Genomic DNA, 20,918 nt, shown 5'->3' on the forward strand with positions numbered 1-20,918 from the left:
AATGCCGATGCCGGACACAAGCGCGCGAAAACCAGTCTTGATCATCCTGCATCAGGAGCGGTCGAGTGCCGGCCGTGTCGGCCAGATTCTGGAGCAGAAGGGCTTTCGGCTCGACATCCGCCGGCCGGCCCTTGGCGATGACCTGCCGCCGACCCTGGAGCATCATAGCGGCACGATCATTTTTGGCGGTCCGATGAGCGCCAATGACGAGGAAGAGTTTGTCCGCCGCGAGATCGACTGGCTGTCCGTGCCGCTCAAGGAGAACAAGCCCTATCTCGGCATCTGCCTCGGCGCGCAGATGCTGGCGCGCAATCTCGGCGGCTCCGTGGCGCCGCATCACGAAGGCATGACCGAGATCGGCTGGTATCCGCTGATCGCAACCGATGCCGGCAAGGCGCTGATGGACTGGCCTGACATGGTCTACCATTTCCACCGCGAAGGTTTCGACCTGCCTGCCGGGGCCGAGTTGCTCGCAACCGGTAACACCTACCCCAACCAAGCCTTCCGCTATGGCGACAATGCCTGGGGCATTCAGTTCCACGGCGAGCTGACACGCGCGATGATGCACCGCTGGGTCGTGCACGGCGCGCACCGGTTCGAGATGCCGGGCGCCCAGGTGGGCAAGGCGCATCTCGACGGCCGCATGCAGCACGACGGACCGCTGCGCACCTGGATGGAAAACTTCCTGGAACTGATCTTCCTGCGCGATGAGCGGCCGGAAGCAATTCCAGGAAAAGTGTAGAGCGGTTTTCCGTCCGGAATTGCCTGGCTCAAAGGAGCAGCCTGACGACGCGCAGCCCGCCTACTTGTGGTGGTCGGGCACGTCGAGCGTGTCGATCTTGCGCAATTGCGGGAAGCCGAGCGCCCAGAGCCCTGACACGAGCAACGTGCCCATGCCGCCGAAGACCACCGCAAAGACGGCGCCGAAGCCGGATGCCATCATGCCGGCGCGAAACTCGCCAAGTTCGTTCGACGCGCCGATGAAGACCATGTTGACGGCGTTGACCCGGCCGCGCAGCTCGTCCGGCGTCCAGAGCGTGATCAGGATTTCGCGCACATAAACCGAGATCATATCGGCAGCGCCCATGACGACGAGCGCGGCGATCGAGATCCACGGCGTCGCCGAAAGACCGAAGACAACGGTACCGAGCCCGAAGAGCGCGACACCGGTGAACATGTAGAAACCGGCGCGGTGGCGGATCGGATGCGCCGCGAGCCAGACCGCCATACTGACGGCACCGATACCCGGAGCGGCGCGCAAGAGGCCGAGACCCCAAGGACCGAGATCGAGGATGTCGCGGGCAAAGACCGGCATCAGTGCGACCGCGCCGCCGAGCAGTACCGCGAAGAGATCGAGCGATATCGCGCCCAGAACCACCTTTTCGGCCTTGATGTAGCGGAAACCGGCGGTGATCGTCTCCCAGCTCTGGGCGGAGGCTTGCGTGCGGGTCGCGGGCTTCGGGATGGCAAAGACCATGAGCGCGGATGCCAGGAAGAAGCAGACGCCGACGGCATAGGGAACGACGGCGCCGAGCGCATAGATCAAGCCGCCGGCAACGGGGCCAACGATCATCGCCGTCTGCCAGGACGTCGAATTCCAGGCGATCGCATTGGGCAGATCTTCGGGCGGCACGAGATTGGGCGCCAGTGACTGGGACGCGGGCGCCAGGAAGGCGCGTTCGATGCCGAAGACGACCAGGATCGCATAGACCGGCCAGGGTGAAAACAATCCGGATACCGTCAGAAGCAGCAATGCCGTCGCGCAGAGCGTGCTGATGACCATGCAGATCCCCATGATCATGCGCCGGTTGTAGCGGTCCGCAGCCGCGCCAGTGACGAGGATCAGCACCAGTGACGGCAGAAACTGGAAGAGGCCGATCAGGCCGAGATCGAACGGGTCACGCGTAAGGTCATAGATCTGCCAGCCGACTGCGACAGAAATGATCTGGATCGCGAAGTACGCCAGGAAGCGCGAGAAGAAATAGCGGCGATAGCCGACATGCCGAAAGGCGGCAAAACGATGCGAGGCATGAACGGCGGACATGCGGAAGGGGGCTCCTGCTGAGGCTCGGTTATCGTGCGGTCCCATGTTAAACATGATCGCGCCCGATAAACCGGCGTACTTGCTCGTTTAGGTCTCAATGTCTACATGTCTGTCAATAACGATTTGGAGACCGGCATGCTTGCTGTCATCGGCACCTTGAACTTCATCATCAACATCGCGTGGTTTCTGGTCATCGCGTCGGCCATCTTTTCCTGGCTCTACGCGTTCAACGTCATCAACGTGAACAACCAGGCGATCAACATGATCGGCCGCTCGCTCTATCAGCTGACGGAGCCGCTCTATCGCCCGATCCGCCGCGTGCTGCCCGACATGGGCGGCGTGGACCTGTCGCCCCTGGTGGTGCTGGTGATCCTCTATTTCATCCAGCTCTTCCTGAACACGACGGTCGCGCAGGCGCTGCTTGGCTGACGATGGCCAATCCGGCCTTCACCGCGCATGGCGACCACGTTCGCCTGACGGTACGCTTGACGCCGAACGGCGGCCGCGATGCCATTGATGGCTTGGAAGCGGCTGCCGACGGGGAAGAACATTTGAAAGTGCGCGTCAGCGCGGTTCCGGAAAAAGGCAAGGCCAACCAGGCGCTGATTGCCTTTCTTTCGAAGAAGCTCGGGCTTGCCAAGAGCAAGCTTTCCCTCATCTCAGGCGAAACGCAGCGCAAAAAAATCCTCCGGATCGATGGCGACCCGGAGGATTTGATAGAGCGACTTGCACAGTTGGTCGGCAAGTAAACTTACTTGGCGCCCTTGGCGCGCTCGACGGCTTCCTTGATCAGCTGCCTTGCGACGGAAGCATCCTTCCAACCAAAAATCTTCACCCACTTGCCGGGCTCCAGATCCTTGTAGTGCTCGAAGAAGTGCTCGATCTGCTTGAGCGTGATTTCCGGCAGGTCGGTGTATTCGTGCACCTTGTCGTAGCGCTGCGTCAGGTGAGCCGACGGAACCGCGATGATCTTTTCGTCCTGGCCGGAATTGTCTTCCATCATCATCACGCCGATCGGGCGGACATTGATGACGCAGCCCGGAACGAGCGGGCGGGTGTTGCAGATCAGAACGTCGATCGGATCGCCGTCGTCCGAGAGCGTGTGCGGCACAAAGCCGTAGTTACCCGGATAGGTCATCGGCGTGTAGAGGAAGCGGTCGACGACCAGCGTGCCGGCTTCCTTGTCCATCTCGTACTTGATCGGATGGCCGCCGACCGGAACTTCAACGATGACGTTGACATCTTCTGGTGGATTCTTTCCGATGGAAATCGCGTCGATGCGCATGGATCTACTCCAGGGTCAGTTTGAGAAGTTTGCCCCGTCGGATAAAGGGAAACATGCCGCGATGCAACATAACTTTCGTCCGAAATGCAGATTCAACCGGTCGTTTTGTCATCACCGAACGACCCGCATGATCGTCAAAATCTCGTTCGAGGGAGATCACGATGAACGGAAAGGTTGCATGCCTGTCGCTGGTCCTGTTGTCCGCCGGACCCGCGGTGGCCAATGAGAGCGTCTATGTCAACGTCAGCCGCGAAAAGTGCAAGACGATTAAAGAGGAGCCGGGCAGGTACTCCCTGATGACCTGCCCGGGCCATGGCGATTATCCGGCTCATTTCAAGGAGATGGATATCCGCCAGAGCTTCTCCTTCGGTCACCTCAACGAGCGCTACCGCAACGAGGCGTTCGAAACCTTCATCCCCTTCAACCACGCCGGCGCCACAGTGGAATGGCGCATTGTCAAAGGCGGCACCCCGGTCGCGACGATCCTGCGCTGGTTCATCGAGAACCCCGACCCGGCGACGGGAGCATCGGCACCGGCGCTTGAAGGGCAGGTTCTCGTCGTCTCCACGGTAGCCCAGAAGGACGACGGCAAGGGCTGCGTCGCCGGCTATGTCGATGCGCTCGCCAATCCCGATCCCAACGCGCTCGCCCGCAAGATCGCCGACGAGGTGGCGCCGACCTTCCGCTGTGGCGTCGACAAGGCGGTCTACCATGGCACGCAAGGCGACAAGGCAAGCGCACCGCGCAACGAACTGCCGGAATAGCGGCTGATCTCAAGCGGAAGCGGGAAAGCCTAGAGCGCCGTGCGTTCAAATGAACGCACAAAGGACGCTCTAGCACTTTGATTCTAGAGCATCTTTCCGCCTCCAGTGATTCCACTTGAGAGCGGGATGCTCTAGTTCCAGGCGAAGCCGACCTTCTTCAGGTGCTTGTCGCCGAAATCTTCCATGCCTTCGGCGATATCCGTGCCGCCGGCGCCCTGGAAGAACTGGTAGGCGTGTTCGCTATCCTCGAGGCACCAGACGACGAGGCCGCGGCAGCCGAGCGAACGCAACAGGCTCTTGGCTTCGCCGAAGAGAATGCGCCCGAGACCGATGCCCTGATATTCCGGCCGGAGATAGATCTCGTAGATCTCGCCCTCCTGCGGCAGGGCCTTGGCGCGGCTGAGGCCGAGCGTGGCGTAACCGGCAATGGTTCCGGCCACGTCGACGACGAGCAGCGTGGCAGGCCCGCGCGTCGCCTTGCGCCACCAGACCTCGTCGCGGCGGTTGACCATCTGAACCAGGGGACGGTGGGGGATGAGACCGCCATAGGCTTGCAGCCACGAAACGCGGTGCACATCGGCAATTGCCGACGCTTCCTGCGGCTCTCCGGGCCGAATCTCTATCGAAACAGTCTTCATGACTCGCGACTCTAAACGCACACAAGGCGAACAGGAATCCCGCCCGGTTGCCGGCCAGCGTTAACCCACAGGCAACTTTAACGGCACCCTATGGAAGGTTAACGCCTTTTTAACTTTATCCGCAAGTCGCCCATCCGTGGCACACACAGCAAAAAACCCCGGATCGCTCCGGGGTTTTTTCAGGCTCGGTAATGTCAGAAGCTTAAGCCGCGCCGGCAGTGCGGGCCTTTTCGAAGCGCTTGCGGTCGTTCGGGTCGAGATGCATCTTGCGCAGACGGATCGACTTCGGCGTCACTTCGACGAGCTCGTCGTCCTGGATCCAGGAGAGCGCGCGCTCCAGCGTCATGCGGATCGGCGGCGTCAGGCGAACGGCTTCGTCCTTGCCGGCGGCGCGCATGTTGGTGAGCTTCTTGCCCTTCAGCACGTTCACTTCCAGATCGTTGTCGCGGGTGTGGATGCCGATGATCATGCCGGCATAGACCTTCTCGCCAGCATCGATGATCATCGGGCCGCGGTCTTCCAGGTTGAACATCGCATAGGCAACCGATTCACCGGCATCGTTCGACAAGAGAACGCCGTTGACGCGGCCACCGATCTCGCCCTTGTAAGGCTGGTAGGCGTGGAACAGGCGGTTCATGATCGCCGTGCCGCGGGTGTCGGTCAGAAGTTCCGACTGGTAGCCGATGAGGCCGCGGGTCGGAGCGAAGAACACCAGGCGGACGCGGTTGCCGCCGGACGGACGCAGCTCGACCATCTCGGCCTTGCGCTCCGACATCTTCTGCACGACGACGCCGGAATGCTCTTCGTCAACGTCGATGACGACTTCTTCGATCGGCTCGAGCATCTGGCCGTTGTCGTCCTTGTGCATGACGACGCGCGGACGCGACACGGCAAGCTCGAAGCCTTCGCGGCGCATGGTTTCGATCAGAACGGCGAGCTGCAGTTCGCCGCGGCCGGACACGAAGAACGAATCCTTCTCGGAGGATTCTTCGATCTTCAGCGCAACGTTGCCTTCGGCTTCCTTGAACAGGCGGTCGCGGATGACGCGGCTGGTGACCTTGTCGCCTTCGGTGCCGGCAAGCGGGCTGTCGTTGACGATGAACGACATGGTGACGGTCGGCGGGTCGATCGGCTGGGCGGTCAGCGCTTCGGCAACGGACGGATCACAGAACGTGTCGGCGACGGTGCCCTTGGTGAGACCGGCGATCGCAACGATGTCACCGGCATGCGCTTCTTCGATCGGCTGACGCTCGATGCCGCGGAAGGCGAGGATCTTCGAGATACGGCCATTTTCCAGCAGCTTGCCGTCCTGGCCCAGAACCTTGACGGCCTGGTTCGGCTTCAGCGAACCCGAATGAACGCGGCCGGTGATGATGCGGCCGAGGAAGGGGTTGGCTTCGAGGATCGTGCCGATCATGCGGAACGGGCCTTCGGCAACCGTCGGCTCGGGAACGTGCTTCAGCACGAGATCGAGCAGCGGCGCCATGCCCTGGTCCTTCGGACCTTCCGGGGCGACGTTCATCCAGCCATCGCGGCCCGAACCGTAGAGGATCGGGAAGTCGAGCTGCTCGTCGGAGGCGTCGAGGTTGGCGAAGAGGTCGAAGACTTCGTTGATGACTTCTTCGTGGCGACCATCCGGACGGTCGATCTTGTTGATCGCGACGATCGGCTTCAGGCCGACCTTCAGCGCCTTGCCGACGACGAACTTCGTCTGCGGCATCGGGCCTTCGGAAGCGTCGACGAGAACGATGGCACCATCCACCATCGACAGGATGCGCTCGACTTCACCGCCGAAGTCGGCGTGGCCGGGGGTGTCGACGATGTTGATGCGCACGCCCTTCCACTCGACCGAGGTCGCCTTGGCAAGAATGGTGATGCCGCGCTCTTTTTCGATGTCGTTGGAGTCCATGACGCGTTCGGCAACGCGCTGGTTTTCGCGGAACGAGCCCGACTGCTTCAGGAGCTCGTCAACAAGGGTCGTTTTCCCATGGTCAACGTGCGCGATAATCGCGATGTTACGAATGCTCATTTTTCGTCTCGGAAGGTTTAGGGCACGCCCCGATGGGCCACGCCGCTTTTTCAATGGTCGGGCTCATACAGGTTTTTTTGCGATTGCGAAAGGGGGGCGCGCGCAAGAGCCTGACCCCGAAGTCCCGGCAGGCCATGGGTTTGCCACTGGAAAGGGCCTTGCCAGCAGGGTTTGGAAAGGGATCTGTGAGGGCCCGAACGCTCATGCGACGGCAGCCGGATCGAGCGTCACCCGCCACAGTTCCTGGTCCTGCCGATCCATCAGCCGCACCGTCATCTGCTTCGTCTGGCCGTTGATATCGACGATGCCGAAGAACTGCAGGCCGGCCGAAGGCGGCAGGTTGCTGTCGACGCCGCCGCCAGACGCCTTGATGAAGCGGACATCGGGGCCGAACGTCATGTCCAGCTCCTTCGGCCCATAGGTGCCGGAATGCAGGGGACCGGAGACGAACTCCCAGAACGGGAGGAAATCCTTGAACGCCGCCCGTGACGGATCGTAGTGATGCGCCGCCGTGTAATGGACATCAGCCGTCAGCCAGACGAGGTTGTCGATCGCATTGTCCCTGATGAAGCGCAGCAGATCCGCAAACTCGGTCTCCCGGCCCATGGGCGGGCCATCGTCGCCGTTGGCGATCGCATCGGATCCGCGCCGGTTGGCATAGTCGTCCCAGACGACGAGGCCGATCGGCATGTCGCAGGCAATCACCTTCCACACGGCACGCGAGGCGGCAAGCTCCCGCTTCAGCCAGTCCGCCTGCCGCCAGCCGAACAGCGCGCCGCCACCGTCTTTGCCCTGGTTGGCGCCGCGATAGGAGCGCAGGTCGACGAAGAACACATCTAGCAGCGGCCCATAGCCGACCTTGCGGAAGATGCGGCCGGGCTGCGTCGCGACGTTGCGTATCGGCGTCATCTCGTGGAACGCGCGGGCTGCCCGTTCCGCGTAGACGGCGACGTCCTTTTCCGGATAGCGGGCATCGTCGCGAAGGTCGGTCGAAGCCGACCAGTTGTTCAAGACCTCATGATCGTCCCATTGATAAAAGGTGGGACAGACGGCATTCAGCTGCCGCACATGATCGTCGAGCAGATTGTATTTCCATTGCCCGCGATATTCCTCGAGCGTTCGCGCCACGTCACGCTTTTCATGGGTCACCACCCGGTTCTTCCAGACGCCGCCGTCGCGCAGCTGGATCTCGTCAGGAATAGGATTGTCGGCATAGATCGTATCGCCGGAATGGATGAAAAAATCCGGCTCATGCAGCCGCATGGTCGAATAGGTCTTCATGCCGACATCATCGATTCCCCAGCCCTGGCCGGCGGTATCGCCGGACCAGACGAAGCGGACCGAGCGCTTGCGCAAGGGTGCTGTGCGAAACCGGCCGGTGACCGGTTCGGAGACCCGGTTGACATCATAAAGATCGGTGGCGGTGAACCGGTAGAAGATGTCGTGGTCCGGCAGCAATCCGTCGAGCGAACACTTGATCGCACAATCCGTCTGCGGCGTCGCTGTGAGATCGGCAAGGCGAACCGGATTGGAGAAGCTCTCGGTGGTCGAATACTCGACCGACACCTTCGACGGTCGATCCACCCGCGTCCAGATCATGCCGGAGGACGTATCGACATCGCCCGATTGCACGCCATGTATGAACTCCGGCCGGCCGTAGCCTCTCGCATAGAAGGGTGTCGCAAGACCGGACGAGGCCACGAAGCCCGCGGCACCGGCGGAAAGCAGGAAAGAACGCCGGGAAAGCGTCTTGAGGATATCGGCCAAACAGACCTCCGATTCGGCAGCGCGACCGCGCGTGCCGGACCTTTGGTCATGCCGATGTCAGCGACGTAACAACGGCATGAAACTATTTGAACGGTTTGGCGACAGTTCAGTGAAGGTTGGGGCACTTCGCTCTGCATCGGAGCAATGGCTTTCGCTGCCAATGCTGCTATCAAAGTAGATAGCCCGGCAGCTTTCGCGAATCCGGGCAATGATCCCGCCTCATGCCGCCGCGCGGCGACACCGATATCGACAGGTCATCATCGTGTCTCACTTCGCCAACACGCCCGCCCGCGATCGCCTGGAACAGATCCTGAGCCGGGTCAACGATCGCCGGCACGAAGAAAAGGCCTTCGTGCGCCTCTATGCGGAACGTGCCCGCGCGGAAGCTGATGCCGCCGACCGCCGGCGGCAAGACGGCGCGAGCCTTGGTGCGCTCGACGGCAAGATCGTTTCGATCAAGGATCTCTTCGACGTGGCGGGCGAGCAAACGCTTGCCGGTTCCATCATCCGTCGCGATGCGGCACCGGCCCAAAGAGACGCGCTCGTCGTCCAGCGGCTGCGCGCCGCGGGTGCCGTAATCATCGGCAAGACCCACATGACCGAGTTCGCCTTCACCGCGGTCGGCCTCAACCCGCACTATCCGGTGCCCGGAAACGCCACCGACCAGCGGCTCATCCCCGGCGGCTCGTCTTCCGGTGCCGGGGTTTCGGCGGCCGAAGACACCTGCGACATCGCCATCGGTTCCGACACCGGCGGCTCGATACGAATCCCCGCAGCGCTCAACGGCATCGTCGGCTTCAAACCGACGGCCAGCCGCGTTCCGCTCGATGGTTCCTTTCCGCTGTCGCCGAGCCTCGATTCGCTCGGGCCGCTCGCCCGAACCGTTGCCGATTGCGCGATAACAGACGCCGTGATGGCCGGTGAGCAACCGATACCGCCTGTCGCCCGCCCGATTGCAGGACTTCGCATCGGTATTCCCCGGGGAAGGCTGCTCGAAGAGCTCTCGCCCGAAATCGCCAATGCCTTTGCCGCAAGCCTCGACCGGCTGGCCAAGGCGGGCGCCGAGATCGTCGACTGTACACTCGATGACTTGATTGAGCGGCTTGCCGAAGCAACGCGAATCGGCTCGATCGCCGGCCTGGAAGCAAGCCGCATCCATGCCGGCTGGCTAAATGACGATGGTGCTCCCGTCGATGACAGGGTCAAGCTCCCGCTTCGCCGCCGCCTCACCGTACGGGATGCAGCCATCTCGGCCCTGTTGGAAACTCGGCGCGCACTCGCCGCCGCCATGGACGAGCGGCTTTCGCCCTTCGATCTCATCGCACTGCCGACGACACCGATCGCCGCCGTGCCGATCGCCAGCGTCGAAACGGACGTGGCGGAATACAACCGCGTCGAGGGACTGCTCCTACGCAATTGCCAGGTTGCCAACCAGTTCGATCTCAACGCCATCACCCTGCCGATGCCGGGTCTCGTGCGGCCGGCCGGACTGATGCTGGTTGGGCGAAACGGAACCGATGCGACCGTACTGGCCTCAGCCCTTTCGGCCGAGGCGCTGCTTCAGGAAAATTGAGCGTCGCCCGATGGTCATCGAATGAAACACCGGCCTGTAAACAGGCCGGTTCAGCAGTCGCTGTCGATAAGGACATCGAGCGGGCACGAATCCCGTCGAAATCGGACCCCGCAACGCCCTGTTCTCTACGGCCGATCGCTCGCGCCTTGATGCGCCAAGCATGCCGAGTGAAGTGCGCGCCGATTTTGCGACAGCGATATGCGATGAAGCAGAATTGATCGCGGCGCGCTTTAGCGTGAGCGCTTCAAGGCCCGAAGGATCAGCCAGACGGGTACGCCGATGATCAGCAGCGCCATGACCATATGCCAGATAGAAAATGTCATGCTCATACGCCTCCCCTAGCGCTGGCGATAAGCGGCCGCGAACTCTCCCGAAATCCGACGCGTCGCCGATTGGAACCCGGCCAGAATAGGATATCCATGATTCGATTCGCAACCGATGCTGGATTACGTTCCAAGAATACTTCGTGGAGGAGACACGCTCCGCTCAATGCATCGTTTCGCCGGAGATCTCGTCGCGGAGGATGCGGAAGGCATCTTCAAGCGCGGCGACCAGGACATCGGTCAGTTCGTCGCCGTCATTGTTCGCGAGATAGAGGGCAACCATCGAATCGGATGGGTCGCGGTAATGCTCGATATCGTTTGACATATCATTGTCCTTCATTCGCCGTGTCACATCCCGGCCATTGCGGTGACGATAGGCGAAGGGACTTGCGTAAAGCTGGATGCATGACGTCCGGCGAAGGGCACAGCATGCAGCCTCGCGTTATTCTCCATGTGCTCCCTAACGGGATCGACCGACAAAGGATAGAGGATAGCGACCTATTTCGCTCGCGCCGGGCGCGCGGGCACGCTAGAGCATGGCGCGGACGAACGGCGCGGGAATGAGCATGTCGAAGAAAACCAAGAGCGACGAAACCGCTGACGTGCAGCGCCTGAAGCTCGATTTTCCCGATATCCACGCCGATCTCATGGCCGGCCGCATTCCGTCTCTGCGCAAGGCGCTTGTTGCGGCAGGGCTCAAGGACGAGCGCACCCGCCTCGACAAACTCAAGAATTCCTGGACCAAGGCAAGCCCCGCCGAGCGTGAGACTTTCCTGAAGTGGCTGAGCAGCAATGGCGCCGTGGAAATGGCCTCCGCACAAGCAGAAAACGATCCGCCGCTCGTGGCGCACCAAGCCGCGGCGATTGCCAGCGGTCGCTATCTGCTTCCTGAAACGATCGCCGAAATCCGCACCATCATGAACCGCCGGCGGATGCGCGCGAACGACATCATGGCCGAGATGGGTTTTGCAGGCGACGACATGTCCCTCACCCGCGCTTTGTCCAAGGGCGCAAGCCTGCGACTGTCCGTCATCGCCGCGCTGGAAACCTGGCTCCGCAACAACGCGGTGGATTGAGTCCGCCGGGCGATTTCGCACCTCCGGCGTCACCCTCCTCCGCCGGTCCCGACCCGCTTTTCGAGCGCAACGGTCGTGGCCGCGTTCAATGTAAGAAAATTACAACCTAAAACTGAGCCGATCCTTGAAAGCACAAAAGCGGTGCTTTATGTAATGGATTATGGCTCAGAGCAACCACACGTCGATCTTGTGCTACGACCTCGCGCCTGACGAGGAGGCCAGACACGCGCTGGAGGAAACCTTCGTCGCCTACGCCAATATGCTCGCAATGCTCGATGAACTCGCCGGAGAAAAGGCGGGGGCCAACCTCGTAACACTGCACGAGCTTGCCTACGAAACGGTCCGCGAGCGTACGGGGCTTCCGGCACGGATGGTCACGCTCGGACTGCGCGACTTCGCGGCGAACCGGGGACAGGCGGCCAACGCCGAAAGGCTGCCGCTGGACGACAAGCTTTTTGCAATCAAGGGACCGTCGGATCTGACCGTCGCCACCGTGCGCGGTCGCGTCGCCATCCCCTACGATGTCGCCGGCTATTCGCCCGGCACCTTGAATATCTTCGCCGCCCAGCTCGTTGCACAAGACGGCGGCTATCAGATCCACATCGGCGTCACCACGCATTCCGACCGAACGGAGAAGAAAATGATGACGAATGAAGGCATCCTATCGCGCATGGGCCGCTTGATCGCCGGTCTCGCCAATGCCGCCGTCGACAAGGCGGAAGGCAGCAACAAGATCGTGATCGTCGAACAGGCGCTCCGCGAAATCGACGCCGCCGCCGAAGAAGCCCGGGTCGATATCGGACAGGCGCGTGCCGAGGAATACCGCATCCTCAGCCGCCGCGACGAAATCGGCGCCGATCTCACGAAACTGGACGAAAAGATCCGGACCGCGATCTCCGCCGCCCGAGAGGACCTCGCCAAAGCCGGCGTCGCACGCCAGATCGATCTGGAATCGCAGCTTGCCGCTCTGGACAAGGCGCTGGCCGGCGCCCGCACCGATCTCGAAGAGGGCCAGCAGGCGCTCCAGGCGGTCCTCGCCACCCGCCGCGAAGCCGAAGCGCGGCTCGCCGATCTCAAGCGCAGCATCGCCCAGTTCCCCGAGAGCAAGGCTTCAGGCCTGGCAAAGGCCAGCCCCGTTGATGGTGCAGCCCGTGCCGCCGCCGCCGTCTCCCGCGCCACCGGGGTTCCGGGCGGAAATCACAGCGACAGTGTAGAACTGGACGAACTCGACCGCCTGCATCGCGACCGGGCGATCGAGGCAAGGCTGGCCGAGTTCAAGGCAAAGCAGCACTAACGCCCATGCTGTTCTTCCTCGCCCCGGAATCCCTGCCATTCGCGATTGCGGCGGTGATGCTGGCCGCCTTCACCGGCATCGAGATCCTCTGCCTGCTGCTCGGCTTTTCGCTGGGCGAGGCGATCGACAAGGCCTGGCTGGACGACCACAACGCGCTCGGCGGACTGATGTCCTGGTTCAATGTCGGCGGCGTGCCGCTGCTTGTTCTGCTGATGCTTTTCCTCGGCCTCTTCGCCATGACCGGGTTTGTCATTCAGGCGGTGGCAGGAGCCCTGTGGGCGCCGCTGCCGACGCTTGCCGCGGCCCTGCCGGCGCTCGCCTTCTCGCTACCCGCAGTTCGCGCGTCGAGCCGGTGGGTGGCGAAGATCGTCCCGCGTGACGAAAGCTATGTCGTCGACCTCGGCGATTTCGTCGGCCGCAGCGGCGAAGTCACCGTCGGTCCGCTGGACCAGGGCCTGCCGGGACGCATCCGCCTCAAGGATCGCCACGGCAACTGGCACGTACTGCGCGCACGGGCCGCCCGCAACGAGCAGCCGATCGCCATCGGCGCACAGGTACTGATCGTTGATCGCGCATCAGACATTTTTATTGCGATATCCGCGCCGTCGGACCTGCTGACGCCGCCCAATCCTTAATCCTTCCTCATCGGAGCAACCATGTTTTACGAACTCTTGGTGCCGGCCGGCATCGGCATCGTCCTGATCCTCGGCATCGGCTTTGTTCTTGCATCGCTCTATACCCGCTCGAGCCGGGATGAAGCCTATGTGCGCACCGGCCTCGGCGGCCAGAAGGTGGTCCTCGACGGAGGCTCCATCGTGCTGCCTATCTTCCACTCGATCGCCCGCGTCAACTTGAAGACGCTCCGCCTCGAGGTCCGCCGCGGCGAAGGCGACGCGCTGATCACCAAGGATCGTATGCGCGTCGATATCGGCGCGGAATTCTATGTCCGCGTGAAACCCGATGCCTCCTCGATCGCGCTTGCGGCCCAGACGCTCGGCGACCGCACCAATGACGCGGAGCAACTGCGCGTGCTGATCGAGGCGAAGTTCGTCGACGGCCTGCGCTCGGTTGCCGCCACCATGAGCCTCGACGCGCTGCAGGAGCAGCGCATGGATTTCGTCAAGGCGGTGCAGGAAGCAGTCGGCGCCGACCTGCAGTCGAACGGCCTCGAGCTCGAATCGGTCTCGCTGACCCGCCTCGACCAGACGGATATCAAGCATTTCAACGCCAACAACTTCTTCGACGCCCATGGTCTGGCGGCGCTGACCCGCATCACCGAGGGCCGCAAGAAGGAGCGCAACGAGATCGTCCGCGACACCGAAGTCGCCATCGCCCAGAAGGACCTGGAAGCGCGCCAGCAATCGCTGGCGATCGAGCGCACCAAGCGCGAGGCGGAACTGAACCAGGAGCGCGACATCGCCAACAAGTCGGCCGCCACCCGGGCCGAAACCGCGCAGCAGGAGCAGGCCGCCAAGCGCGCGGAAGAAGAAGCCCGCATTGCCACCGAACAGGCGATTGCCGAGCGCGAGGCGACCGCCAAGCAGGTTCGTGAAAACGCCAACATCGACGCGACCCGGTCTGTTCAGCAGCGCGACACGGAAGCCAAGCGCGACCTGCAGATCGTCTCTCAGGAAAGCGCCATCGCCGTCGCCAACAAAAGCCGCGAGGAATCGGAAGCCAAGGCCAAGGCCGAAAACGCCCGCGCCCTGGCGATTGCCGCAGAAGAAAAGGTCGAAACCGCAAAGGCCGTGGAAATCGCCGAACGCGAACGCCAGATCGCCGTCATCGACGCCCGCAAGAACGCCGAAACCGAAGCAACGGCCGTGACCGTTGGCGCCGAAGCCGAAAAGCAGGCGGCCCTCGACCAGGCCGATGCGATCAAGACGCTCGCCACCGCCGAAGCCGAAGCGGCCATCATCAAGGCCAAGGGCGTGCTCGAAACCGGCAAGGCCGCGGCCGAAAGCGAGGCCCTGCTCAACGAAGCCCGCAACAAGCTGAGCTCCGCCATCATCGAGTTCGAGATCCTACGCGAGCGCATCCGCATCATTCCCGAAGCGCTGGCTGAAGCGGTCAAGCCGATCGAGAAGATCTCCGACATCCGCATCTTCGACACCGGCGGCATGCTCGGCCGCGGTGCAGGCGGCGAAGGCGCCAAGAACGGCATCGGCCTCGGCGACGGCCTTGCGGGCCAGCTACTCGCCTACCAGGCCAACAAGCCGGTCCTCGACCAGCTGCTGAAGGAGGCCGGCTTCAACGGCGAGAACGCCATTTCCTCGCTGCTCGGCGACCTACAGGCCCCGGCACCTGCGGAGAAAGCACCGAAGAAGTAAGGCAAGACTGACAAGATCCCTGACCCCTCGTGGGGCCGGGGATCCGACTGTGAGCAGTCACCGACGCTGCCGCTCCGACCGGGAAATCCGGCCTACGAGCTGGAGAACGTCCGCCCGCCTCGCTCCCTTTTTAGCGACAGGCCATGGGTCGGTCAAAATGCGGGCGCACCGTGGCGCGTGTTGCTTGCCCCGAGCGCCGCTGTTTCCGCAAGTTGCCGAGAACTGGGCAAATACATCCACAAGTGCTAATATTTTCGCGCCGAGGGTTCCAGACGAACCGGTCTCGCAGCCGATAATCAGACAAACGCGAATTGTTTGCAGCCAATTGCCGCGCCGTCGGGCGACCGCTCCATGAGTGCTGTCGATGTCCGACGACATCAACGTGGAGGAAAAGCCAATGGCCTGGAGGAGATCTCAGGCGGGTTCGACAAGGTAGGCAGCACGGCCGGGCAACTGTCTGCCGAGCAAAAGGCAGCCCTTTCGGCACTGGTCGGGCCGATGATGCCGACGCTCAACGGGCTGTTCGACAAGGTGTTGGCCATCCCCGGCGTTTCAGACATCCTAAAGCCGACGATCGACGCATTGAAGGCCAAGCTCGCCGGCCTGTCGGCCTGACAGAGCGGCTAGAGAGAGAGAGAGAGAGAGAGAGAGAGAGAGAGAGAGAGAGAGAGAGAGAGAGAGAGAGAGAGACCGCCGGCCTTTTGCGCGCTGCGCGGACCGGCGGCAATTGTCATCGACAAAATCGAACGAAGGAGGATCAGCCATGGCTGACAAATCGACATTCACCTCGGAAGAATGGACGCTGCTCTTGGAGAGCGTGATGATGGCCGGCATTGCCGTGACGGCGGCAGAGCCGAGCGGCCTCTGGGGTATGCTGAAGGAGGGCATCGCCAATAGCAGCGCGCTTCTGCAGGCAAAATCGGATGCCGCAAATCCTCTTGTCAAAGCGCTTGTCGCCGACTTCGAAACCTCGGAAGGACGGACCGCCGCCCGCGACGGCCTGCAGGCAAAACTCAAAGGTACCAAGCCCCAAGAAATGAAGACTCGTTGCATTGAAACGCTGCGGCAGGCCCGAACCACCGTCGAGACCAAGGCGCCCGGCGACGCCGGGGCATTCGCCGCATGGCTGTACCAGATCAGCCAACGGGTGGCAGAGGCCGCCAAGGAAGGTGGCTTCATGGGCTTTGGCGGCGTTGCGGTGAGCGACGCGGAGAAAGCTACCTTGTCGGAAATATCGGTAGCTCTGAAAGTCGCCTGACGCAGGCCCTGCCGGAGCAGGTCACGTCGTGCAACGGGCCTTTGACGGAACTACGAGATTCGCGCCGCCATCTCTGGCCGTTTGACGAACTGCGGCATGATTGCGACGATTGAGTCGAAGAAAATATGGCGGAGAGGGTGGGATTCGAACCCACGGTACGGTTGCCCGTACGCCGCATTTCGAGTGCGGTGCTTTCGACCACTCAGCCACCTCTCCGCTTTGCTGGTCGGCGCTTGGTTAGCGCGGTCGGGTTCATAGCGGCAGATTCGGGTGCTGGCAAGTGCCTGTTTGAAGAATATGTAACGGCTCTGTTGCTTTCGCCTTGACACACACGCGCGATTCCTTGTAATCCGCGCAATGAAGTGGTGTGGCCTGGCCATTCCGCATCGGGTGTGATTTGCGCCCTTTCACCGGTGGATATCCTTTTGGGCATTCCACTCAACTGTCGACTGACAAAAAGACGGCCTTGTCCTCGGGCAGAGAGCCGGATCGAACATGAAAGGATAAAAAATGTTCGCAGTCATCAAGACCGGCGGTAAGCAGTACCGCGTGGCCGCCAACGACGTCCTCACCATCGAAAAGCTGGAAGGCGTTGCAGGCGACAAGATCGAATTCACCGAGATCCTGATGGTCGGCGTTGGCGCCGATGCAACCATCGGTGCTCCGTTTGTCGAAGGCGCCGTTGTCAGCGCTGAAGTTGTGGAACAGGGTCGCGCCAAGAAGGTCATCGCCTTCAAGAAGCGTCGCCGCCAGAACTCCAAGCGCTCGCGCGGTCACCGCCAGCACCAGACGACCGTCCGCATCCTGGACATCGCTGCTGCCGGTGGCAAGGCGAAGAAGGCTTCGAAGAAGACCGAAGCTGCCGCCGAAGCCGCTGCAAACTGAGTTCAGGGATCTAAGGTTTAAAGGAGAACACCAATGGCACACAAAAAAGCTGGCGGTTCGTCGCGTAACGGTCGCGATTCTGAGTCCAAGCGCCTTGGCGTGAAGAAGTTCGGCGGCGAAAACGTCGTTGCAGGCAACATCATCGTGCGCCAGCGCGGCACGAAGTGGCATCCGGGCGCCAATGTCGGCCTCGGTAAGGACCACACGATTTTTGCACTTACGGCCGGCAATGTGGACTTCCGTACGAAGGCCAATGGCCGCGTGTACGTGTCTGTAATGCCGAAAGCCGAAGCAGCGGAATAAGCCGGTAGCGCTCTAAAACAGCCGGCGTCTCATCGACCCGGCTGACGCACCTGATGGTTCCAAGCCAGACTTCAAAGGGGAGATGGGGCAATACCCAACTCCCCTTTTTCGTTTCTGGAGGAAACCATGCAAACCGAGTTGTTGAGGGAAGACCAATCCCGGTCTCCCGAGCAGAGGCTGAGGCCCCAACGGTCAAGGACCGATTGCCCGATATTGTTGTCACCCAGGCTCGTTCTGCGCGCGCCCCATGAAGACGATATCGACGCCCTTGCCCATCTTGCCAACAATGCCAATGTCGCGACCATGGTCTCGCGCATGCCGCACCCGTATACGACGGCCGATGCCGCCGACTTCGTGCGACGCGCGAAAGCCGGCACGATTGGCAAGTGCGTCTACGCGATTACCAAGGCGGACAATGGCGCATTTCTCGGTTGCTGCGGTATCGAGCCGCATCCCGACGGCAAGACGGCGGAACTTGGCTATTGGCTGGGCGAACCATACTGGAACCAGGGCTATGCCACCGAGGCGGCCCAGGTCCTGACCGACATGGCCTTCCGCACCCGCGATATCGACCAGATCGATGCGCGCTGCCGGGTCATGAACCTCGCATCCCGCCGGGTCATCCAGAAGTGCGGCTTCCAGTTCCAGGGAAGCGGCATGGTCGGCAGCCTGGCGCTCGGCGGCTCGATCGCTGTCGAATGGTACCGGCTCGACCGCAAGACCTGGGTCTCCTTGAGAAGCTGGGGAGGCATGCGATGAACGCGCTCGTTTCCGAACGCCAGCGGGTCGTCGCCCGCCCCGGTCCCGGGCCCTGCCCGGTCATCGAGACGAAGCGTCTTGTCCTGCGCCCGCACCGGCGAAATGACGCCGAGGCGATCGCCCAGTCGCTCGGCGATTTCCAGGTGGCGCGCATGCTTGCGCGCGTTCCGGCGCCCTACGACCTGCAGGATGCGCTCGACTGGCTGACGGCGCAGACCTCAGGCCTGACGCCCGACTGGACATTCGCCGTCACCACTGGCGACGACGTGCATATCGGTTGCGTCGGCATCGAGCTCAGGCACGGCCAATGGAATGTCGGCTACTGGCTGAACCGCTTCTACTGGGGCAAGGGTATTGCCTCCGAGGCGGTCTATGCCGCGGTCGAGCGCTTCTTCCGCCGCATGCCGGAAACGATGCTGCATTCCGGCGTCTTTGCCGACAATCCGGGCTCGCTGAAGGTGCAGGAAAAGATCGGCTTTCAGATCACCGGCTGCACCCAGGTCTATGCGCTCGCCCGCAACGCCATGGTCGCGCATATCGAAACCCGGCTGACCGCTGCCGATCTGCACCGACCGCATTGAACGACATCCCCCGCGAAGCTCGCCTTTGCGGGGGATTTTTCATGAAAGCGTGAAGCCGACTGGCAGGTGATCGGAGCCCTTGGCGTCATATTCCGTCCAGGCGTCCGTCAACCGCGGAACGAGGCCGGCGCTTAAGAAACAATAGTCGAGGTGCATGCGTTTTTCGGGGTTTTCGGGATGAATCCAGCTATAGCTTTCCGGCGTCAGTCGACCGAGATGGGCAAGCACGTCGACCGGATTCTCAAGCCGCAGCGAACGGCCATAGTAGGCATCGCGCGCACCCACCATGGCACAATATTCCGGCGTCTCCAGCTCCATGTTGAAATCGCCCATGACGACGAAGTCCTCCGGATGCGGCGGCTCGGCAAGGCCGAAATCGACCGCCCCGGTGATCGCGCCACCTTCGAGCGGATAGCCGAGCAACCGGTCCTTCAGGTAGCGGATCTGGGCGATGCGCTCGGCGGGAAGCACATGATCGAGATGCACGGAATAGACCCGGAGCGGACCGCCGGGCGTCGCGATCAACGCTTCGGTCGCACCGCGCTGCAGGTTCATCGGGCTGATCGTGCGGGTGCGTGGCAGGGGGATCAGCCGCGTCGCAAGGATCGGCCAGCGCGACAGGATCATGTTGCCGAACTGGAAGCGGCGGCTGACGGGGCGGCCATCTTCGATCGTCGAGCCGACGTCGATATCGCAGGGCGCGTGAAAGGCCGCGAAATGACCCGGGAACAACTTTTCGAAGCGGGCGACGAGATCGACGTGATCGTTGCGATGAAAACCGCGCGTTACTTCCTGCAACGCAATGATGTCGGCGTCCCCGACCGAGGCCGCGATGCGTTCGGGGTCGAAGCGGCCGTCGAGACCGATGCCGTATTGGATGTTGTAGCTGACGAACCGCACGATATTCTTTGACCTCCGAATAAACCGCCTATATCGATGGCGGCAAATTAAGACCGCGCACCTACACCGAACAGATGGCAGCCCAATGAAATTTCTCGACGAAACGAAAGTCTATATCCGCTCCGGCGACGGCGGCGCAGGCGCCGTCTCGTTCCGGCGCGAGAAGTTCATCGAGTTCGGCGGACCGGACGGCGGCGATGGCGGTCGCGGCGGCGATGTCTGGGTGGAGGCCGTCAACGGTCTCAACACCCTGATCGACTTCCGCTACCAGCAGCACTTCAAGGCCAAGACCGGCCAGCACGGCATGGGTCGCAACCGCACCGGCGCCGGCGGCGACGACGTGACGCTGAAGGTGCCGGTCGGCACCCAGATCTTCGAGGAAGACAACGAGACGCTGATCGTCGACATGGTGGCCGAAGGCCAGCGCTACCGGCTGGCCGCCGGCGGCAATGGCGGCTTCGGCAACGCCCGCTTCAAGTCGTCCACCAACCAGGCGCCGAACTGGGCCAATCCAGGCCTCGAAGGCGATGAGAAGACCCTCTGGCTGCGGCTGAAGCTGATCGCCGACGCCGGTCTGGTCGGCCTGCCGAATGCCGGCAAGTCGACCTTCCTCGCCGCCTGCACCCGTGCGCGTCCGAAGATCGCCAACTACCCGTTCACGACGCTCCATCCCAATCTCGGCGTCGCGACCATCGACGGCAACGAATTCATCATCGCCGATATCCCGGGTCTGATCGAAGGCGCGCATGAGGGTGTGGGCATCGGCGACCGCTTCCTCGGCCATGTCGAGCGCACCCGCGTGCTGCTGCATCTGGTTTCCGCCCAGGAAGAAGATGTCGCCAAGGCCTATAAGACGGTGAAGTACGAGCTCGAAGCCTATGGCGGCGGCCTCGAGGACAAGCCGCAGATCGTCGCGCTGTCGCAGATCGACGTGCTCGACGAGGACGAATTGAAGGTGAAGGCCAAGGCGCTGGCAAAGGCCTGTGGCGAACAGCCCCTTCTGCTTTCCGCCGCAGTCGGCAAGGGCATGACCGAGGCGCTGAGGGCGCTGCGCAGCGTCATCGTCGCCGCCAAGGCCGGCGAAGGCTTCGGCGAGGAGAACCTCTAAG

At 62.3% G+C, this 20,918-nt stretch carries 23 protein-coding genes and 1 tRNA gene; 16 read left to right on the top strand and 8 right to left on the bottom strand.

The features are described from left to right. Window position 1 precedes the first annotated feature (1 nt). Window positions 2–742, top strand: a complete 741-nt coding sequence (locus IB265_RS21105) for a glutamine amidotransferase (protein ID WP_057254983.1) — start codon at window positions 2–4, stop codon at window positions 740–742. Between the two features lie 60 nt (window positions 743–802). On the opposite strand, the gene IB265_RS21110 is transcribed toward IB265_RS21105, so the two are convergent. Next, on the bottom strand, window positions 803–2,044 hold the full coding sequence (locus tag IB265_RS21110; RefSeq protein WP_057254982.1) for an MFS transporter: 1,242 nt from the start codon (window positions 2,042–2,044) through the stop codon (window positions 803–805). A gap of 135 nt (window positions 2,045–2,179) precedes the next feature. Between IB265_RS21110 and IB265_RS21115 the strand changes: the two genes are divergently transcribed. Beyond that, a complete protein-coding gene (locus tag IB265_RS21115; RefSeq protein ID WP_093233116.1) occupies window positions 2,180–2,473 on the top strand; it encodes a YggT family protein in 294 nt (97 codons plus the stop codon). A gap of 2 nt (window positions 2,474–2,475) precedes the next feature. Continuing rightward, the gene (locus tag IB265_RS21120) at window positions 2,476–2,793 is read left to right on the top strand and encodes a DUF167 domain-containing protein (RefSeq protein WP_057254980.1); all 318 of its coding nucleotides are present in this window, start codon (window positions 2,476–2,478) and stop codon (window positions 2,791–2,793) included. Window positions 2,794–2,795: 2 nt separating this feature from the next. On the opposite strand, the gene ppa is transcribed toward IB265_RS21120, so the two are convergent. Beyond that, the gene (gene ppa, locus IB265_RS21125; protein WP_057254979.1) at window positions 2,796–3,329 is read right to left on the bottom strand and encodes an inorganic diphosphatase; all 534 of its coding nucleotides are present in this window, start codon (window positions 3,327–3,329) and stop codon (window positions 2,796–2,798) included. Between the two features lie 161 nt (window positions 3,330–3,490). Here ppa and IB265_RS21130 point away from each other — a divergent pair, with 161 nt between their 5' ends. Then, on the top strand, window positions 3,491–4,093 hold the full coding sequence (locus IB265_RS21130) for a hypothetical protein (RefSeq protein WP_057254978.1): 603 nt from the start codon (window positions 3,491–3,493) through the stop codon (window positions 4,091–4,093). A gap of 131 nt (window positions 4,094–4,224) precedes the next feature. Here IB265_RS21130 and IB265_RS21135 read toward each other — a convergent pair whose 3' ends face one another. The 3 genes from IB265_RS21135 to IB265_RS21145 all read right to left on the bottom strand — a co-directional run bounded on the left by IB265_RS21135 (window position 4,225) and on the right by IB265_RS21145 (window position 8,527). Further along, window positions 4,225–4,731, bottom strand: a complete 507-nt coding sequence (locus IB265_RS21135) for a GNAT family N-acetyltransferase (protein ID WP_057254977.1) — start codon at window positions 4,729–4,731, stop codon at window positions 4,225–4,227. Between the two features lie 202 nt (window positions 4,732–4,933). Next, the gene (gene typA / locus IB265_RS21140; RefSeq protein ID WP_057254976.1) at window positions 4,934–6,760 is read right to left on the bottom strand and encodes a translational GTPase TypA; all 1,827 of its coding nucleotides are present in this window, start codon (window positions 6,758–6,760) and stop codon (window positions 4,934–4,936) included. A gap of 201 nt (window positions 6,761–6,961) precedes the next feature. Next, entirely contained in the window at window positions 6,962–8,527 is a 1,566-nt protein-coding gene (locus IB265_RS21145; RefSeq protein ID WP_057254975.1) for an alkaline phosphatase, read from the bottom strand. Window positions 8,528–8,789: 262 nt separating this feature from the next. Here IB265_RS21145 and IB265_RS21150 point away from each other — a divergent pair, with 262 nt between their 5' ends. Continuing rightward, on the top strand, window positions 8,790–10,100 hold the full coding sequence (locus IB265_RS21150; protein ID WP_057255099.1) for an amidase: 1,311 nt from the start codon (window positions 8,790–8,792) through the stop codon (window positions 10,098–10,100). 486 nt (window positions 10,101–10,586) lie between these two features. On the opposite strand, the gene IB265_RS21155 is transcribed toward IB265_RS21150, so the two are convergent. Next, on the bottom strand, window positions 10,587–10,748 hold the full coding sequence (locus tag IB265_RS21155) for a hypothetical protein (protein ID WP_192495158.1): 162 nt from the start codon (window positions 10,746–10,748) through the stop codon (window positions 10,587–10,589). Between the two features lie 241 nt (window positions 10,749–10,989). On the opposite strand from IB265_RS21155, the gene IB265_RS21160 reads away from it, so the two are divergent. The 6 genes from IB265_RS21160 (at window position 10,990) to IB265_RS21185 (ending at window position 16,381) form a co-directional block, all read left to right on the top strand. After that, window positions 10,990–11,499 (top strand): hypothetical protein, encoded by a 510-nt coding sequence (locus IB265_RS21160; protein WP_057255098.1) that lies wholly within the window; start codon window positions 10,990–10,992, stop codon window positions 11,497–11,499. A gap of 160 nt (window positions 11,500–11,659) precedes the next feature. Beyond that, window positions 11,660–12,793 (top strand): PspA/IM30 family protein, encoded by a 1,134-nt coding sequence (locus tag IB265_RS21165; RefSeq protein ID WP_057254974.1) that lies wholly within the window; start codon window positions 11,660–11,662, stop codon window positions 12,791–12,793. A 5-nt stretch (window positions 12,794–12,798) separates the two neighbouring features. Beyond that, a complete protein-coding gene (locus tag IB265_RS21170; protein WP_057254973.1) occupies window positions 12,799–13,428 on the top strand; it encodes an OB-fold-containig protein in 630 nt (209 codons plus the stop codon). 21 nt (window positions 13,429–13,449) lie between these two features. Further along, entirely contained in the window at window positions 13,450–15,123 is a 1,674-nt protein-coding gene (locus tag IB265_RS21175) for a flotillin family protein (protein ID WP_057254972.1), read from the top strand. Window positions 15,124–15,474: 351 nt separating this feature from the next. After that, window positions 15,475–15,738 (top strand): hypothetical protein, encoded by a 264-nt coding sequence (locus IB265_RS21180; RefSeq protein WP_057254971.1) that lies wholly within the window; start codon window positions 15,475–15,477, stop codon window positions 15,736–15,738. 205 nt (window positions 15,739–15,943) lie between these two features. Next, window positions 15,944–16,381 (top strand): hypothetical protein, encoded by a 438-nt coding sequence (locus tag IB265_RS21185; protein ID WP_309140417.1) that lies wholly within the window; start codon window positions 15,944–15,946, stop codon window positions 16,379–16,381. Window positions 16,382–16,507: 126 nt separating this feature from the next. Here the strand turns inward: IB265_RS21185 and IB265_RS21190 are convergent. Next, a tRNA-Ser gene (locus IB265_RS21190) sits at window positions 16,508–16,597 on the bottom strand. Between the two features lie 294 nt (window positions 16,598–16,891). On the opposite strand from IB265_RS21190, the gene rplU reads away from it, so the two are divergent. The 4 genes from rplU (at window position 16,892) to IB265_RS21210 (ending at window position 18,909) form a co-directional block, all read left to right on the top strand. Continuing rightward, entirely contained in the window at window positions 16,892–17,266 is a 375-nt protein-coding gene (rplU, locus tag IB265_RS21195) for a 50S ribosomal protein L21 (protein WP_057254969.1), read from the top strand. Window positions 17,267–17,299: 33 nt separating this feature from the next. Further along, window positions 17,300–17,569 carry a 50S ribosomal protein L27 gene (gene rpmA, locus IB265_RS21200; protein ID WP_037470908.1) on the top strand — a complete coding sequence of 90 codons (270 nt, stop codon included), beginning with the start codon at window positions 17,300–17,302 and terminating at the stop codon, window positions 17,567–17,569. A 126-nt stretch (window positions 17,570–17,695) separates the two neighbouring features. Then, on the top strand, window positions 17,696–18,328 hold the full coding sequence (locus IB265_RS21205) for a GNAT family N-acetyltransferase (RefSeq protein ID WP_034802649.1): 633 nt from the start codon (window positions 17,696–17,698) through the stop codon (window positions 18,326–18,328). Beyond that, on the top strand, window positions 18,325–18,909 hold the full coding sequence (locus IB265_RS21210; protein ID WP_057254968.1) for a GNAT family N-acetyltransferase: 585 nt from the start codon (window positions 18,325–18,327) through the stop codon (window positions 18,907–18,909). The genes IB265_RS21205 and IB265_RS21210 overlap by 4 nt, the downstream gene beginning before the upstream one ends. Before the next feature lie 39 nt (window positions 18,910–18,948). On the opposite strand, the gene IB265_RS21215 is transcribed toward IB265_RS21210, so the two are convergent. Further along, window positions 18,949–19,809, bottom strand: a complete 861-nt coding sequence (locus IB265_RS21215) for an endonuclease/exonuclease/phosphatase family protein (RefSeq protein ID WP_192495159.1) — start codon at window positions 19,807–19,809, stop codon at window positions 18,949–18,951. Window positions 19,810–19,894: 85 nt separating this feature from the next. Between IB265_RS21215 and obgE the strand changes: the two genes are divergently transcribed. Beyond that, window positions 19,895–20,917, top strand: a complete 1,023-nt coding sequence (obgE, locus tag IB265_RS21220) for a GTPase ObgE (protein WP_057254966.1) — start codon at window positions 19,895–19,897, stop codon at window positions 20,915–20,917. Window position 20,918: the final 1 nt, after the last annotated feature.

This window comes from Ensifer sp. ENS10 (genome assembly GCF_014852025.1).
Taxonomy (GTDB): domain Bacteria; phylum Pseudomonadota; class Alphaproteobacteria; order Rhizobiales; family Rhizobiaceae; genus Ensifer.